This is a genomic window from Micromonospora polyrhachis (genome assembly GCF_014203835.1).
In the GTDB taxonomy this organism is placed as follows: Bacteria; Actinomycetota; Actinomycetes; order Mycobacteriales; family Micromonosporaceae; genus Micromonospora_H; species Micromonospora_H polyrhachis.
Genome location: NZ_JACHJW010000001.1, coordinates 1,619,865 through 1,635,029, shown reverse-complemented (window position 1 = coordinate 1,635,029; position 15,165 = coordinate 1,619,865). Strand labels below are relative to the sequence as shown.

The window sequence follows — 15,165 nt, the reverse complement described above, 5'->3', positions numbered from 1 at the left end:
ATCGGGGCCCGATCGGGCACGATGTCCGGGTGACCCATATTGCACTGTTCCACTCCGTGTACGGGCTGCGCCCCGCCGTACTGGCCGCCGCCGATCGGTTGCGCGCAGCCGGGCACCAGGTCGTCACCCCCGACCTGTACGACGGACAGGTGGCAACCACCGTCGACGAGGGGTTCGCGCTCAGCGAGCGGATCGGCTGGCCGATGATCATGCAGCGGGCGCGGGAGTCGGTGCGGGACCTACCCGCCGGCACCGTTCTGGCCGGCCTTTCCATGGGTACGGGTGTGGTCAGCGGCCTACTTGCCGAGCGTCGGGAGACCACCGGGCTGTTGTTGCTGCACGGCACTGGTGGCGAACTGATGCCGCTGCGTGCCGGACTGCCAGTGCAACTGCACATCGCCCAGCCCGACGAGTATTTCAGCGAGGCCGACGTCACCACCTGGCGGACGGCCACGGCCGAGGCAGGTGCGGCCGTCGAGGTCTTCACCTATCCCGGGGTGAGGCATCTCTTCACCGACCCGGAAGCCGCAGATCCGAAAACTGCAGACCCGGAAGCCGCAGATCCGAAAACCGCAGATCCGGGTACGGCTGTCCTTGACGAGGTGGCCGCCGCCCGCCTCTGGCAACGCAGCCTGGAGTTTCTCGATCGTATTTGACCCAGTGGCAGCGGCCCGCCTGCCAGGCCACCCAGCTCGGGAGGGCTGGCCACGCCACGTCGAGAGGGCCGGCTACTCCGGGTCGAGGGGTCTGGTCACCGCGCCGGGCAGCCGTAGCGCCGCCAGGTGTACGGCTGCCCGGCGCGGCGAGCGTCCGGGGAGGAGACGGCTCGTTTCCCAGCCGCGCAACTCCACCAAGACCAGCGCGCCGATCTGGAGGATCGTGCCGACACTGGACACCTCCATCCGTAGCGTCCCGTTTCCGAGGTAGTAGTACGGCTCGGGAATGGTGATCGTGTCTCCGGGCTGTACCAGCTTTCGTACCTCGGCGGTCAGCGCAGCGGCATCGGTGCTGACGTGGGCATTATTGCGGGTTTCGGCGTCGGGGTTGTTGCGGGCGGCGCCGAGGGGCGGCGAAGCCATCAGATGGACCGGCGCGTGGGCATCTGCCGCTGCGTCGAAGTGGGTTCGGCGGGTGCCGGACTGTCGAGTGCCGGACTGTCGGGTGTCCCACTGTCGGGTGTCCCACTGTCGGATGTCCCACCGGCAGGCGCGTCATCGGAGTTCGGTTCCGGAACCGAAGTAGGGATGGAGTCAGATGTCGATCCGGCTTCCGTCTTGGATCGCTGAGTGGGATACGGAATCTGCTCGAAGTCTCCGCTGAACATGATCGAAATCCTCCCTGTGGATTGCGTGGAATGGGGCCGCCGCCGGTGGGGACGGGTGATGAGGCGACGGCGGCCCCCGGCGGATGTGTCCCTCATGCGGTCTGCCGAGAACCGCCACATCCGATAGATGCAGCTTGGTGTCCGTGCCACTACTGTGGGAAGGCGAATCGCGCTGGCCAGCGGCGAGTGACTGAGATCTTTTGTGCCAAGCTCTTATTTGTACGGAGGTTGTCCGTGGCGATCTCGCCCATGCTCGAACACTTTGCGGAAGAGTTGAAGGTCGCCCGCGCGGCGGCGGGCATTTCCCAGGCGCAACTCGCCGAATTGCTCAACTATTCACCGGCCACCATCGCGAAGATCGAAACGGGGGAGCGTCGACCGAGTGCCGACTTCGCTCACCGATGCGACACGGTGCTCAACACGAACGGCCTCTTCGCCCGTATCCAGCGGCAGCTCAGCCGGGAAGTCCTGGTGGCCTGGTTCCGTGAGTGGGCCGGCATCGAAGCGGAGGCGAGCGCGCTACGCGGCTTCGAGCCGCTCTACGTGCCGGGTCTGTTGCAGACCGAGGCGTACATGCGGGCGATTCTGACCGGTCCCGGGCTGCTCTCCGCAGCGGAGGTCGAGCAGCAGGTGGCGACCCGGCTGACCCGGCAGGAGGTCCTCGCCGGCGATAGGCCGCCACTGCTCACCGTGGTCGTCGACGAGTTCGTGCTCCGGCGGCGGATCGGCGGCCCGGAGGTGATGCGTGAGCAGTTGCTCCAGTTGGCCAAGGTGGGCGAGTCGATGCCTCGGGTGCGGATCCACGTCGTACCGCTCTCGGTTGGCCCCTACGCCGGCCTCGATGGTCCGTTCGTGATCGCCACGCCGCCGACCGGAGAGGACATCGTCTATGTGGAGGGTCAGCTCCACGCCAAGATCTTCGACCGCCCGGAGGACCTGAAGGCGGCGGTCCAGTTGTGGGAATCTATCCGGGGTGAGGCGTTGTCCCACCAGCAGTCCCTCAAGCTGATATTGGAAGTGGCGGAGACATGGACCTGAGCAAGGCGCGGTGGCGCAAGAGCAGCCGGAGCAACAGCGCAGGCGGAAACTGTGTAGAGGTGGCCGACAACCTCACGGGCGTCGTCGGGGTGCGCGACAGCAAGGACCCAACCGGTCCGGTGCTGGTCTTTGGCCCGGCGGCCTGGCGCACATTCGTCGCGGCGGTGCCAGCCCACAACTGACTCCGCCGCCCCCGGCAGGGGCCGAAAGAGTTGCCGGTTGGATTGTGGCTGACCCGGATCGCGGATGATCAGCGAAGAGAGCCGGCGAGCCGCCCTAATTGTATCATTGGCCATTTTTGTGAGTGCTGGTAGTGGTCAATGAACGTCGATGGGCGGCTCGCTATCTTCGCCGCCATGGCTATCGAAGAAGCTGCCTCAGCCCCGACTGCCGAACCCGGTTCCGAGACGATCGTGGCGTCCGGAAGCCTGCAACTGTGGACCCAGCAGTTCGGCGACCCCGTACACCCGACCGTGCTACTGATCATGGGAACGTCGACGCAAGGCATCGGCTGGCCCGATGAACTCGTGACGAGGCTGGTCAACGGGGGACGACACGTCATCCGCTTCGACCACCGCGACACCGGCCGCTCCGACGGAGTCGACTTCGCGACCCACCCGTACGCCTTGGCGGACCTGGCGGCGGACAGCCTGGCGGTGCTCGACGGGCACGGCGTCGCCGCAGCGCACATCGTTGGCGCATCACTGGGTGGGGCCATCGGGCAGTGGCTCGCCGTGCACCACCCAGCGCGGATCAGGACGCTGACCACGATGATGACGTCCCCGATGGGCAACAACCCCGGGCCAGCCTGGCTGCGGGCGATGAGCGGGCAGCCCGCCGACCCCGACGAACTGCCGCCGCCCAGTGCGCGGTTCTTCGACTTCCTCAAGACCTCGGCGGGCCGACCGCGGACCACTCGGGAAGAGCACATCGAGGCGGGCGTGCAGACGTGGCGCATGCTCAACGGGGACGTCCTGCCCTTTGCCGAGCAGGCCGTACGGTGGTTCGTCGAGATTTCGTACGACCGGGCGCGCGACCCGGCCGCCGCCAACCACGACCTCGCCGGTCGGCAGATGACCGCCGATCGCCTCGCGTCACTCTCCTCGATCACCGCGCCAACATTGGTCGTCCACGGCACCGCCGACCCGCTCTTCCCGCTGGCACACGGCGAGGCCCTCGCCGGACAGATCCCGGGTGCCCGACTCCAGGTTGTCACCGGAATGGGCCACTCGCTCTGGTCGCCGGGCCTGCCCCAGCAGATCGCCGACCTCATCCTGACCCATACCGCGTAGCGCTGAGCCGCGAGGCAGCCTCCCTTGGTACGCATCCGTTGCTGCGCTGGTAGCTGTTCCGGCAGCAACGGATGCGCCCTTTCTTGCATTAAGTGGCTGGGGGTGGCGTGATGCTCGCCGAGGCCGTTCTCGCGCACCTGGTCAGGGGCTACGTCCCTCAGTCGCGCTGAGTGGGTTCGCACGGGATGGGTTCGCGATGGATGGGCTCGCGCTGATGCTGCGCATTGCCGCTTGCTGTCACCACCGGCCGCCATTCGATACCTGTCGCTACGATGATCGGCGATCACAGCGGGCGGCAGGTCGAGTCGCCGAAACGCGCGAGGAGTACGGATGCAGCCGAATCCATCGCAGCCCAGGCTTCCTCAGCATGGTCAGCCGCCGATGGCGGGCGGACCCGCGGCGTGGGGTGGCGGGCCGAGCCTGTTGGCGATGCCGCCCAGGCCGAGGGCAAACGCCCCGACGGCGGTGATTGCCGGCATTCTGGCGCTGCTCACCGCTGGCATGTTTGTCTGGTTCGCGCTCTACAACGTCGTCTACGCCAGCGCGCCGGCCGGTCGCTGGTCCAGCCTGGTGTTGGTGAACGTGCTCGGTGGCGTCGTCGGCGCCGGGTTGCTGTTGGTCGCAGCGGGGTTCACGTTCGCCCGCATGATTTTCGGCGCGTGGGCACTGTGCGTGCTCTGCGTGCTCTACGTAGTGGCAATCTTCGTGACGGCGCCGGTGCTGTGGGGCACGGCCGTCAGTGCTCAGCTCAAGTTCGTCTTCGGCTTCGACGGGGGCGACGGCATTGCCATAGGGCTGGCGATCATCTTCGGCGTCCTGACGGCGATCACTGCGGCGATCGCCGGTAGCGTGAGGTCGTACGGACCAACCACCGTCACGCCACCCCGGCCTTGATCATTTTGCTGGTCGGCCGGCGAATTCGCGCACCAATCTCAGCCACCGACACGCGCTTCATGTCAGGCCGGAGGCGTTGAGGGATCTCGCAGGGGGACAGGGTAAGTAGACCTGAAAGCGGTAACGGGCTGGTCAATGAGCTGGACGTGCTGAGCCCGCTGCACAGGTGGGGTGCCGACCTGGAAGCCCTGACCGACCACCTCGATGCGATGTGCGAGCTTCATGATCGTGCGATGTCAGGAACCCATCGGGGCCCGTCGCCGGACTGGGAAACCGCGATGGTCACCGTCGAATCGTTGACCGGCCTCCGACTCGACGCTGACTGGTTCCACCACCCCCAGTTGCTTGCGAAGGTCAACTCCTGCTAGCAGCGTCCACCGAATCGTGCAGCCGAGGTGAGCGTTACAGCGAGCCGACGAACTGGCTCATGTGGTAGGCGGTGCTCCGGTTGTCGAGGGTCTTGGTCCACTTGGAGACCATCAAGTGCAGGTTGTTCGCGCCGGTTGTGGACCAGGGGTGGATGAAACCGCCGTACAGTCCAGGCTCCTGCCACGGGGTGACCTGGATCTTCTCGCCCGTCCAGACCTGGTCCGGCCCGGCGGCCGTACGGGTGACGATGCAACCGGTAGCGCAGTTGAGGTACGCCATCGCCCAGGTGCCGTCGCTGAGCCGCCGTACCGAGGGTTCGCCGAAGCGGCCGGTCAGGATCGGGGTGCACGGTCGGCCCCAGCCCCAGTTGCTGCCGTTCCAACCCCAACCCTCGTACGACTCGGGGTAGAACAACCGGTCCCAGCGGACCCGGCGCAGCATCATCGGGCCGTCCTGGCGACCGGAGCGGACCGAGAAGACGTACACCCAGTCGCCGTGGCGCTGCATCGTCCACATCTGGAACGGGTCGGTGTTGTCGCCGGTGTTCCACCACTTCAACGACGTACGGATGAAGTCGTTGCCGTTGTCGGAGAAGGCCAGACCGGCGTAGCGCGACTTCCAGTGCGGCCCGGCTGGTCCGGCGGAGTTCCAGTTCTCGATGCTCATGTACGAGATTAGTTGGCGGCCGGTCTCCGGGAAGCTGATGCCGTCGTTGGGGATGACGGTGACCTCCCAGAGGCCGTCGATGCCGATCCCGTTGTGGCCGTTGTGCATCAGCTCCGGGGCGCGGCCGTTGCCGGCTACCCGGGCCGCGCTGTCGAAGACGACCCCGCCGGGTGCACCCGGGTGGATGTTGGAGCGCAGCATCACCGGTGACCGCCAGTCGTTGGGCAGCGGTGGGCCCTCCGGCCACGGGGTGTTGAACGTGTCGCCGAAGAGGTAGCCGATCGAGCCGTTCTCCAGCACGTACGGGATGCCGAGGTCGGTGCCCGCGACCTGCCACCGGCTGTTGGTGTCGAGGTCCGTGCCGGTGAGGCGCTTCTTCCAGGTCGCGGCCTGGGCGGTGCCGGGGCGGAGCAGGAATGGTGCGACCGCTCCGGCCGCGCCGGCGATGGCGATCTTTCCGAGGAACGAGCGACGGGCGAGTGTCATGAGCAACCCCTCCAGTAGGCAGGTGTCATCGACGGTAGTGATTATGGTCGTTCGGAGATGCCGAGGCCACCTTCAAAGCGATCGCAGGTTCGATTGCGATGATCGAGGCGGGAGCAGAGGTTGCCCGGTTACCGGAACCCAAGCCGTATCGACACCAGCCGGCTGCCGAAGGGGAACATGACCGACGACATCGTCCAGTAACCGCTTACCCGCGCGGTGCTGACCACGCCTGGTGGCGGTGGCAACTCGCCTACCCCTTGATCGGGCTGAGCTCGCTCTTTCTCGCCGCAGCCCTGTTCGGAGCATTTACCTGGTGGTCTGAGGAGAGCTGGGGATACCGGATTCTGGCCATCATCAGCTGCCTAATCATGGGTGGAAGCCTCGGGGTCGGTCTCCATCGGTGTGAAGCCGGCTCGTGACGTGCCCTGGCTGCGGATCGGCCTGGTCGTCCTAGGGTTCATCCTTGCCTGTGGTGTGGTGCTGCTCCGTGATCTGGCGTGACTGGCCCGTACTGACTGAGGGTGTTGGGAAGGGCCCCCTTCCTATCGCTCTTTGCACAGGAAGGGGCCGTTTCCTAACATCACTCCGGGACGCGGCGGTACGCGCCGTCGCTGGCCGAGGTGGCCATCGAGGCGTACGCGCGCAGGGCGGCGGAGACGGGCCGCTGCCGGTCCACCGGCGTGTACGGGCGGTCCCGCTTCTCCTGGGCGATCCGCCGGGCGTCCAGCACGTCCTCGGGCACGTTCAGTTCGATCGACCGGCCCGGGATGTCGATGACGATCTCGTCGCCCTCCTCGACCAGGGCGATCAGCCCACCGCCGGCCGCCTCCGGGGAGACGTGCCCGATGGAGAGGCCGGAGGTGCCGCCGGAGAACCGGCCGTCGGTGATCAGGGCGCAGGCCCGACCGAGGCCGCGTCCCTTGAGGAACGAGGTGGGGTAGAGCATCTCCTGCATGCCCGGCCCGCCCTTGGGGCCCTCGTAGCGGATCACTACCACGTCCCCGGCGACGACCTGCTTGCCGAGGATCGCCTCGACCGCGGCCTCCTGCGACTCGTACACCTTGGCTGGGCCGGTGAACCGCCACACCTCCTCGGGCACACCGGCGGTCTTGACCACGCAGCCGTCCGGGGCGAGGTTGCCGTGCAGGATGGCCAGCCCACCGTCGGCGGTGTACGCGTGCGCCCTGTCCCGGATGCAGCCCTCGGCGGCGTCGGTGTCCAGGGTGGCCCACCGGTTGGTGGTGGAGAAGGCTTCGGTGGTGCGTACCCCGCCCGGGGCGGCGTGGAACAACTCGATCGCCGCCGGGGTGGCCGATCCGCTCCGGATGTCCCAGTCGGCCAGCCACTTCTCCAGGGTGGGGGAGTGCACCGACTGCACGTCCCGGTGCAGCAGCCCGGCCCGGTCCAGCTCACCGAGGAGAGCGGGGATGCCGCCGGCCCGGTGTACGTCCTCCATGTGGTATTTCGGGCTGTTCGGTGCCACCTTGGCCAGGCATGGCACCCGGCGGGAGATGGCGTCGATGTCGGCGACGCCGAAGTCGAGCTCTGCTTCCCGGGCGGCGGCCAGCAGGTGCAGCACGGTGTTGGTGGAGCCGCCCATGGCCACGTCGAGCGCGACGGCGTTCTCGAAGGCGGAGCGGCTGGCGATCGACCGGGGTAGTACGGAGGCGTCGTCACCGTCGTACCAGCGCTTGGCGATCTCCACGATGGTGCGTCCGGCCTCGACGAAGAGCGACTTGCGCGCGGCGTGGGTGGCCAGGGCCGACCCGTTGCCGGGCAGCGCCAGGCCGATCGCCTCGGCGAGGCAGTTCATCGAGTTGGCGGTGAACATGCCCGAGCACGATCCGCAGGTCGGGCAGGCCGAGCGTTCGATGGTGTCGAGCTGCGCCTCGGTGACCGCGTTGTTGGCGGCGGCGGTCATGGCGTCGATCAGGTCGATCTTGTCGTGGACGACGCCCTCGATCGCCACCGTCTTGCCGGCCTCCATCGGGCCGCCGGAGACGAAGATGGTGGGGATGTTGAGCCGCAGCGCGGCCAGCAGCATGCCCGGCGTGATCTTGTCGCAGTTGGAGATGCAGACCAGCGCGTCGGCGCAGTGCGCGTTGACCATGTATTCCACGGCGTCGGCGATCAGCTCGCGACTGGGCAGCGAGTAGAGCATGCCGCCGTGGCCCATGGCGATGCCGTCGTCCACGGCGATGGTGTTGAACTCCCGACCGACCCCGCCGGCGTCGGCCACCGCGTCGGCCACCAGCCCGCCGAGGTCCTTGAGGTGCACATGCCCGGGTACGAACTGGGTGAAGCTGTTGGCGATGGCGACGATGGGCTTGCCGAAGTCGTCGTCGGTCATCCCGGTGGCCCGCCACAGTGCGCGGGCCCCGGCCATCGTCCGGCCGTGCGTGGAGGTCTTTGACCGCAGGTCAGGCATCCGACAAGTGTGGCACCACGGCACGGTCGTCGACGAACCGCAGCGCGCCCGTCCATCCATCGGGACAACTGGTACGAGAACCCCGGGCAACTGGTACGAGAACCCCCGGACATCTGGTGCGAGAACTCGCCGGATACCCGGTCCCCCACGCGCGGGCTGGATCCGGCAAAGTTGATGCGTGCAACTCCCCTCGGGCATGGTGGCTGGCGCGGCTGTGAGCGCTCTCGCGGCGATCTTGGGCGCGGGCACACTGATCGCCTTGGCCCGCCGGCCGACCGGGCGGCTGCTGCCCGCCCGCCGGCTGCTGGCCATCGGCGGTGGGCTGGTCACCCTCAGCGTGGTCGTCGGGTTCACCGGGATGCTGCTCGGCGCCGGAGGGTGGGGCGAGCAGCAGTCGCAACGCGGTTCGCTCAGCATGGTGGTGGCGATCGGGTTGACGGTGAGCGGGCTGGTGCTCTGCGCCGGTCTGCTGCGGCTGCCGGGCGTTGCCGACACCCCGGCCGCGGCGGTACGCACCGTCCTCGACGGGCTGGTGATCGCCAGCGCGCTGTGGTTCGTCGGGTGGGTCCTGCTCTCCGAACCGACCCGGCTGTTCGGCGACGCCACCCCGATCGGCTGCACCCCCACCCTGCTGGCCACCATGACGGCGGCGGAGATCGTCGGGCTGGCCGCGATCGTCGTGATCCGGTCGTCGCGGCCCCGCTCCGGAATGGTGCTGCTCGCCTCCGGCGTCACCCTGGTGGCCGGTGCCGGCCTGACGTTCGCGACCGGCGTCTGCCAGGGCGGAGCGGGTACGGCGGTGACCGGTGCCGCCGTACTGCCGGTCGGGCTGTTGCTGATCATGTTGGCCGGCAAGGTCGGTGACAACATCCCCGGCCCGGTCGACTTCGACGTGATGCGGGGTGCCAGCGGCTACGCCGTACTGCCGATGGCGGCGATGGCCGTCTCCGCCATCTACCACCTGCTGCGCGGCGGCACCTTCGACATCTTCGGCATCGTCGCCGGCAGCATGGAGGGTTTCGCGCTGGTGGCCCGGCAGTACTTCGCCCTGCGGGACGTCCGGGGCTACGCCAGCCGACTGGTCGAGCGGGAGGCGCACTTCCGCGAACTGGCGCACACCGACCCACTGACCGGGTTGGCCAACCGACGCGGCCTGCTGCGGTCCCTGCACAACGAGGCACCCGGTGTTCCCCGGGCGCTGCTCGGATTGGATCTTGACGGGTTCAAGCACGTCAACGACATGCGCGGGCACGACGTCGGGGACGCGGTGCTGGTGGAGGTGGGGCAGCGGCTGCGCGGCAACCTGCGCCCCGGTGACGTGGCCGCGCGGCTCGGCGGTGACGAGTTCGCCGTACTCATGCGGGCCCGGCCACCGGAGGCGCAGCGGGCCGCCGAGCGCCTGCTCGCCGTGCTGAGCCAGCCGTACGACCAGCCGGAGGGGCAGATCTTCCTGTCGGTCAGCATCGGTATGACCAACGATGGGGCGGCACCGGACGTCGAGACGCTGCTGCGCAACGCCGATCTCGCCCTGCGCTACGCCAAGCAGCGCGGCAAGAACCGGGTCGAACGCTACGACGTCGCCTACGACCAACTACTGCGCCGGCGTACGACGTTGGAGCACGAGCTGCGCGGGGCGATCGAGCGCGACGAGCTGCGCCTGGTCTTCCAGCCGGTGGTGGCGGTGCCGTCGGTACGTCCGGTCGGTGCGGAGGCGCTGCTGCGCTGGAGTCACCCGGAGCTGGGCCGGGTACGTCCCGACGAGTTCATCCCGCTCGCCGAGGAGTGCGGGATGATCGCGAAGCTGGGCGGCTGGGTGCTGCATCAGGCCTGCCACCAGTTGTCCCTGTGGCTGGCCGACGGGCACGACGTCTGGGTGTCGGTCAACGTCTCTCCTCGTGAGTTGCACGCCCCGGAGTACGTGGTGCAGGTGGCCGAGGCGCTGCAGGCACACCGGGTCCCCCCGCAGCGACTCGTCCTGGAGATCACCGAGCACGCGGTGGCGACCGACCTGGACGAGCTGATCCGCCGGCTGACCGCGTTGCGGCGGACCGGGGTACGGATCGCCCTGGACGATTTCGGGGCGGGCTATTCGTCCCTGGGGCAGTTGCATCGGCTGCCGATCGACATTCTCAAGATCGACCACAGTCTGGTGGCGGAACGGGAGCCTCGGGCGAACCGCCCGCCGGCCCGTCCCGGTCGACCCTTCGCCCCGATGGTCGACGTGGTGATGCGACTCGGACACCAGTTGGGGTTGGAGGTGATCGCCGAGGGGGTGACCAACCCGACGGAGTTGGCCGTGGTCGTCGGTGCGGGTTGCCGGTTCGGCCAGGGCCAGTTGTTCGGTTGGGGGGTGCCGGCCGAACACCTGGAGGCGATGCTGGAGGCGGCGACCTCGCCGGCCGCGCGGGCGGTGCCGATGCCCCGGATGGGACAGCTTTCCGAAGGGCCGGACGACCTGTGGGAGCACGCCGACCCGCCGAACGGGGCGACTCGGACACCGCCGGACCAGCCGGCCGGGATGACCGCGGCCCAGACCGCCTCGGGCGGTCAGTCGGCGTCCGCCGACCCGGAGGGTGACGCAGGTCAGCGACTTTTTCCGCCCAGGATGTGAGATCAGTTGACTCATCGCGTGAGATGCGTCAGGCTTAGCCCCATGTCACCGACCAGGTCGTTCCGAGTACTTCCCTGAGCGCACTCTCCTCTTCGAGAGTGCGCTGACCCCGTGCATCTGCACGTGGGTCTTTTTTATTGGCATCGTCACCGCTACTGGCATCGTCACACCGCATCGGGGCGGGCGGAACGCCCGCGTTGCACCCACAGAACCACCACCGACCCGAGCCGAAGGCCTGAATCGCCATGACCAGCAGACCCACCCCTGAGACACTCGCCAACTCCGTCCGGCGGAACCGGGGCGTCGCCACCGAGGGGGCCGGTACCACCGCCCCCTCCGGCAACCAGCCCGATCCGACCGCCGCGCCGACCCCCGCCACCAGCGCGGGGACGGCGGCGCAGACCCCAGCCGTACGGGCGACGGGCCCGCTCCAGGTCTCCGGTGCGGGTTCGCTCGTGCGGTCGCTCGAGGCGCTCGGCGTCGAGGTGGCGTTCGGCATTCCGGGCGGGGCGATCCTGCCGGCCTACGACCCGCTGTACGACTCGTCGGTGCGGCACATCCTGGTCCGGCACGAGCAGGGGGCCGGGCACGCGGCGACCGGCTACGCCCAGGCCACCGGCAAGGTGGGTGTCTGCATCGCCACCTCCGGTCCGGGCGCGACCAACCTGGTGACCCCGATCGCCGACGCGTACATGGACTCGGTGCCGATCGTGGCGATCACCGGGCAGGTGGCCCGCCCGATGATCGGCACCGACGCCTTCCAGGAGGCGGACATCCAGGGGATCACCCTGCCCATCACCAAGCACAACTTCCTCATCCGTACCCCCGAGGAGATCCCGCAGGTCCTGGCCGAGGCGTTCCACCTGGCGGCCACCGGCCGTCCCGGCCCGGTCCTGGTCGACATCCCCAAGGACGTGCTCCAGGCCAAGACGACGTTCAACTGGCCGCCGGTGCTGGACCTGCCCGGCTACCGCCCGACACTGCACCCGCACGGCAAGCAGATCCGTGAGGCGGCCCGCCTGATCACCACCGCGCGCCGGCCGGTCCTCTACGTCGGGGGTGGGGTGCTCAAGGCCGGGGCCACCGAGGCGCTGCGCCGGCTGGCCGAGTTGACCGGCGTTCCGGTGGTCACCACGCTGATGGCCCGGGGTGCGTTCCCGGACTCGCACCCGCAGCACCTGGGCATGCCCGGCATGCACGGCACGGTGGCCGCGGTCTACGGCCTTCAGAAGTCCGACCTGATCGTGGCGCTCGGGGCCCGGTTCGACGACCGGGTGACCGGCCAGGTCGAGTCGTTCGCGCCCGGTGCCGCGATCGTGCACGCCGACATCGACCCGGCGGAGATCGGCAAGAACCGGGCGGTGGACGTGCCGATCGTCGGCGACGCCCGGTACGTCATCGAGGAGCTGATCACGGCGGTGACGGCGGAGCAGGCCGCCACCGGACCGAACGACCGTGGCGACTGGTGGAGCCAGCTCAACGACCTGCGGGACCGTTACCCGCTGGGCTACGAGGAGCCGGCGGACGGCACCCTCGCCCCGCAGTACGTGATCAAGCGGCTGGGCGAGATCGTCGGGCCGGACGCGATCTACGTGGCCGGTGTGGGTCAGCACCAGATGTGGGCCTCGCAGTTCATCTCCTACGAGAAGCCGCAGACCTGGCTCAACTCCGGCGGTGCCGGAACGATGGGCTACGCCGTGCCGGCAGCCATGGGGGCCAAGGTCGGCAAGCCGGAGACCACCGTCTGGGCGGTCGACGGCGACGGCTGCTTCCAGATGACCAACCAGGAGCTGGCGACCTGTGCCCTGGAGGGCATCCCGGTCAAGATCGCCGTGATCAACAACGGCAACCTGGGCATGGTGCGGCAGTGGCAGACCCTGTTCTACGGGGAGCGCTACTCCAACACCGAGCTGGGCACCCACAAGCACCGCATCCCGGACTTCGTCAAGCTCGCCGAGGCGCTGGGCTGCGTCGGCCTGCGCTGCGAGAGCGCCGCCGACGTGGACAAGACCATCGAGGCCGCGATGGCGATCAACGACGCGCCGGTCGTGATCGACTTTGTGGTGGGCAAGGACGCGATGGTGTGGCCGATGGTGGCCGCCGGGACCAGCAACGACGAGATCATGTTCGCCCGTGGGGTCCGGCCCGCCTTCGACGACGACGAGAACCTCTGATGCGCCGGTCCGGTACGGACACGGGGGAACGGATGAACCGGGTGGCACTCGAAACGACGAGGAAGATGTCCTGATGACGACGCACACGCTCTCCGTGTTGGTGGAGAACAAGCCGGGTGTCCTGGCCCGGGTGAGTGGGTTGTTCTCCCGCCGGAGCTTCAACATCGACTCGCTCGCGGTCGGGGAGACCGAGAACCCCGAGGTCTCCCGCATCACGATCGTGGTCAACGCCGACTCCTCCCCGCTGGAGCAGGTGACCAAGCAGCTCAACAAGCTGGTCAACGTACTGAAGATCGTAGAGCTGGATCCGGCGGTGTCGGTCGCCCGCGAGCTGCTGCTGGTCAAGGTCCGGGCCGACCGGGCGACCCGGGCGCAGGTCCTGGAGACGGTCAACCTCTTCCGGGCCCGGGTCGTGGACGTCGCACCGGACACCCTCACCATCGAGGCGACCGGCACCGCCGACAAGCTGGACGCGCTGCTGCGCGACCTCGAACCGTTCGGCATCAAGGAGATGGTGCAGTCCGGCACGGTGGCCATCGGTCGCGGCTCACGTTCGATCACCACCGGCACGGCGCTGCGCGCCGCATAGGGCACCACGCTGCGCCTCGCACAGGTCACGACGCTGCGCGTCGGATAGGTCACGGCGCTCCGCGCCGCCATCGGGTTCGGCGGGCCACCGGGCCGCCGCAGGAAAGGGAAACAATGTCCGTTGAGGTGTACTACGACGACGACGCCGACCTGGCACTCATCCAGGCCAAGAAGGTCGCGGTGCTGGGGTACGGCAGCCAGGGGCACGCCCACGCCCTCTCGCTGCGTGACTCCGGTGTCGAGGTCGTGATCGGTCTGCCGGAGGGCTCCAAGAGCCGGGCCAAGGCGCAGGAGCAGGGCCTGCGGGTGCTGACGCCGGCCGACGCGGCGGCCGAGGCCGACGTGATCATGGTGCTGGCGCCGGACACGGTGCAGCGCTCGCTCTACGCCGACGCGATCGCGCCCAACCTCACCGCCGGCAAGGCGCTGTTCTTCGGCCACGGCCTGAACATCCGGTACGGCCTGATCACCCCGCCCGCCGACGTGGACGTGGCGATGGTCGCCCCGAAGGGCCCGGGTCACCTGGTCCGCCGCCAGTACGTCGACGGCAAGGGTGTGCCGGCGCTGGTCGCCGTCGAGCAGGACGCCACCGGCAACGCACTCGCCCTGGCGCTCGCGTACGCCAAGGCCATCGGCGGCACCCGGGCCGGCGTCATCAGGACCACCTTCAAGGAGGAGACCGAGACCGACCTCTTCGGCGAGCAGGCGGTCCTCTGCGGTGGTGCGGCGGCGCTGGTGCAGACCGGGTTCGAGGTGCTCACCGAGGCCGGCTACGCCCCGGAGATCGCCTACTTCGAGTGCCTGCACGAGCTGAAGCTGATCGTCGACCTGATGTACGAGGGCGGCATCGCCCGGATGCGGTACAGCGTCTCCGACACCGCCGAGTACGGCGACTACACCCGGGGCCCGCGCGTGGTGGACGCCCGGGTCAAGGAGGAGATGCGCAAGATCCTCAGCGAGATCCAGTCGGGTGAGTTCACCCGCGAGCTGATCGCCGAGGACGACGCGGGTCGGCCCAACTTCACCAAGATGCGGGCCGAGGGCGCGGCGCACCCGATCGAGGAGACCGGCAAGAAGCTGCGGGACATGATGAGCTGGGTCGACCGGCCGATCACCGAGACCGCCTGACCTTCTTCTGTCCGCCCGTACCCGGGGTCTGTTCCGGCCCCGGGTACGGGTGCCGGGCGCGCGGTGGGCGGCTGTGGAAAACCGTCCTCGGATTCCGGCCGCTCGACACCACACCATTGCGTCGATGAATGCCATGCTGATCGCGGCTGGTCATCGAGCCATTCGGG

13 protein-coding genes are annotated in these 15,165 nt (G+C 68.6%); 10 read left to right on the top strand and 3 right to left on the bottom strand.

Annotated features, from left to right (window positions below; all coding sequences use genetic code 11):
* Positions 1 to 29 precede the first annotated feature (29 nt).
* Positions 30 to 656 (top strand): dienelactone hydrolase family protein, encoded by a 627-nt coding sequence (locus FHR38_RS06610; RefSeq protein ID WP_184533717.1) that lies wholly within the window; start codon positions 30 to 32, stop codon positions 654 to 656.
* A 72-nt stretch (positions 657 to 728) separates the two neighbouring features.
* On the opposite strand, the gene FHR38_RS06605 is transcribed toward FHR38_RS06610, so the two are convergent.
* Complete coding sequence (locus FHR38_RS06605) at positions 729 to 1,079, bottom strand: hypothetical protein (RefSeq protein ID WP_184533715.1); 351 nt, start codon at positions 1,077 to 1,079, stop codon at positions 729 to 731.
* Between the two features lie 479 nt (positions 1,080 to 1,558).
* Here FHR38_RS06605 and FHR38_RS06600 point away from each other — a divergent pair, with 479 nt between their 5' ends.
* From FHR38_RS06600 to FHR38_RS32795, 5 genes are all read left to right on the top strand, one after another.
* Positions 1,559 to 2,362, top strand: coding sequence for a helix-turn-helix domain-containing protein (locus FHR38_RS06600; protein WP_312881905.1), 804 nt, complete (start codon positions 1,559 to 1,561; stop codon positions 2,360 to 2,362).
* Positions 2,353 to 2,544: a DUF397 domain-containing protein gene (locus FHR38_RS06595; RefSeq protein ID WP_184533713.1), complete on the top strand. Its 192-nt coding sequence runs from the start codon at positions 2,353 to 2,355 to the stop codon at positions 2,542 to 2,544. The genes FHR38_RS06600 and FHR38_RS06595 overlap by 10 nt, the downstream gene beginning before the upstream one ends.
* A 174-nt stretch (positions 2,545 to 2,718) precedes the next feature.
* Complete coding sequence (locus tag FHR38_RS06590) at positions 2,719 to 3,654, top strand: alpha/beta fold hydrolase (protein WP_184533710.1); 936 nt, start codon at positions 2,719 to 2,721, stop codon at positions 3,652 to 3,654.
* A 381-nt stretch (positions 3,655 to 4,035) separates the two neighbouring features.
* Entirely contained in the window at positions 4,036 to 4,548 is a 513-nt protein-coding gene (locus tag FHR38_RS06585; RefSeq protein ID WP_184533708.1) for a hypothetical protein, read from the top strand.
* A gap of 233 nt (positions 4,549 to 4,781) precedes the next feature.
* Positions 4,782 to 4,916 carry a hypothetical protein gene (locus FHR38_RS32795; protein WP_281384824.1) on the top strand — a complete coding sequence of 45 codons (135 nt, stop codon included), beginning with the start codon at positions 4,782 to 4,784 and terminating at the stop codon, positions 4,914 to 4,916.
* Between the two features lie 34 nt (positions 4,917 to 4,950).
* On the opposite strand, the gene FHR38_RS06580 is transcribed toward FHR38_RS32795, so the two are convergent.
* Together FHR38_RS06580 and ilvD are read right to left on the bottom strand one after the other, a co-directional pair.
* Positions 4,951 to 6,069, bottom strand: a complete 1,119-nt coding sequence (locus tag FHR38_RS06580) for a glycoside hydrolase family 183 protein (RefSeq protein WP_184533706.1) — start codon at positions 6,067 to 6,069, stop codon at positions 4,951 to 4,953.
* A gap of 580 nt (positions 6,070 to 6,649) precedes the next feature.
* On the bottom strand, positions 6,650 to 8,497 hold the full coding sequence (gene ilvD, locus FHR38_RS06575) for a dihydroxy-acid dehydratase (protein WP_184533704.1): 1,848 nt from the start codon (positions 8,495 to 8,497) through the stop codon (positions 6,650 to 6,652).
* A 178-nt stretch (positions 8,498 to 8,675) separates the two neighbouring features.
* Between ilvD and FHR38_RS06570 the strand changes: the two genes are divergently transcribed.
* From FHR38_RS06570 to ilvC, 4 genes are all read left to right on the top strand, one after another.
* Positions 8,676 to 11,108, top strand: coding sequence for a putative bifunctional diguanylate cyclase/phosphodiesterase (locus FHR38_RS06570; protein ID WP_376771387.1), 2,433 nt, complete (start codon positions 8,676 to 8,678; stop codon positions 11,106 to 11,108).
* A gap of 245 nt (positions 11,109 to 11,353) precedes the next feature.
* A complete protein-coding gene (locus tag FHR38_RS06565; RefSeq protein ID WP_184533702.1) occupies positions 11,354 to 13,282 on the top strand; it encodes an acetolactate synthase large subunit in 1,929 nt (642 codons plus the stop codon).
* Between the two features lie 73 nt (positions 13,283 to 13,355).
* On the top strand, positions 13,356 to 13,871 hold the full coding sequence (ilvN, locus tag FHR38_RS06560; protein WP_184533700.1) for an acetolactate synthase small subunit: 516 nt from the start codon (positions 13,356 to 13,358) through the stop codon (positions 13,869 to 13,871).
* A 113-nt stretch (positions 13,872 to 13,984) separates the two neighbouring features.
* Entirely contained in the window at positions 13,985 to 14,998 is a 1,014-nt protein-coding gene (ilvC, locus tag FHR38_RS06555) for a ketol-acid reductoisomerase (RefSeq protein WP_184533698.1), read from the top strand.
* The last annotated feature ends 167 nt before the right edge of the window (positions 14,999 to 15,165 follow it).

Coding starts and splice junctions, on each gene's coding strand:
- FHR38_RS06605 (WP_184533715.1), bottom strand. CDS start 1,079: ATGGCTTCGCCGCCCCTCGGCGCCGCCCGCAACAACCCCGACGCCGAA.
- FHR38_RS06595 (WP_184533713.1), top strand. CDS start 2,353: ATGGACCTGAGCAAGGCGCGGTGGCGCAAGAGCAGCCGGAGCAACAGC.
- FHR38_RS06590 (WP_184533710.1), top strand. CDS start 2,719: ATGGCTATCGAAGAAGCTGCCTCAGCCCCGACTGCCGAACCCGGTTCC.
- FHR38_RS06585 (WP_184533708.1), top strand. CDS start 4,036: ATGGCGGGCGGACCCGCGGCGTGGGGTGGCGGGCCGAGCCTGTTGGCG.
- FHR38_RS32795 (WP_281384824.1), top strand. CDS start 4,782: ATGTCAGGAACCCATCGGGGCCCGTCGCCGGACTGGGAAACCGCGATG.
- FHR38_RS06580 (WP_184533706.1), bottom strand. CDS start 6,069: ATGACACTCGCCCGTCGCTCGTTCCTCGGAAAGATCGCCATCGCCGGC.
- ilvD (WP_184533704.1), bottom strand. CDS start 8,497: ATGCCTGACCTGCGGTCAAAGACCTCCACGCACGGCCGGACGATGGCC.
- FHR38_RS06565 (WP_184533702.1), top strand. CDS start 11,354: ATGACCAGCAGACCCACCCCTGAGACACTCGCCAACTCCGTCCGGCGG.
- ilvN (WP_184533700.1), top strand. CDS start 13,356: ATGACGACGCACACGCTCTCCGTGTTGGTGGAGAACAAGCCGGGTGTC.
- ilvC (WP_184533698.1), top strand. CDS start 13,985: ATGTCCGTTGAGGTGTACTACGACGACGACGCCGACCTGGCACTCATC.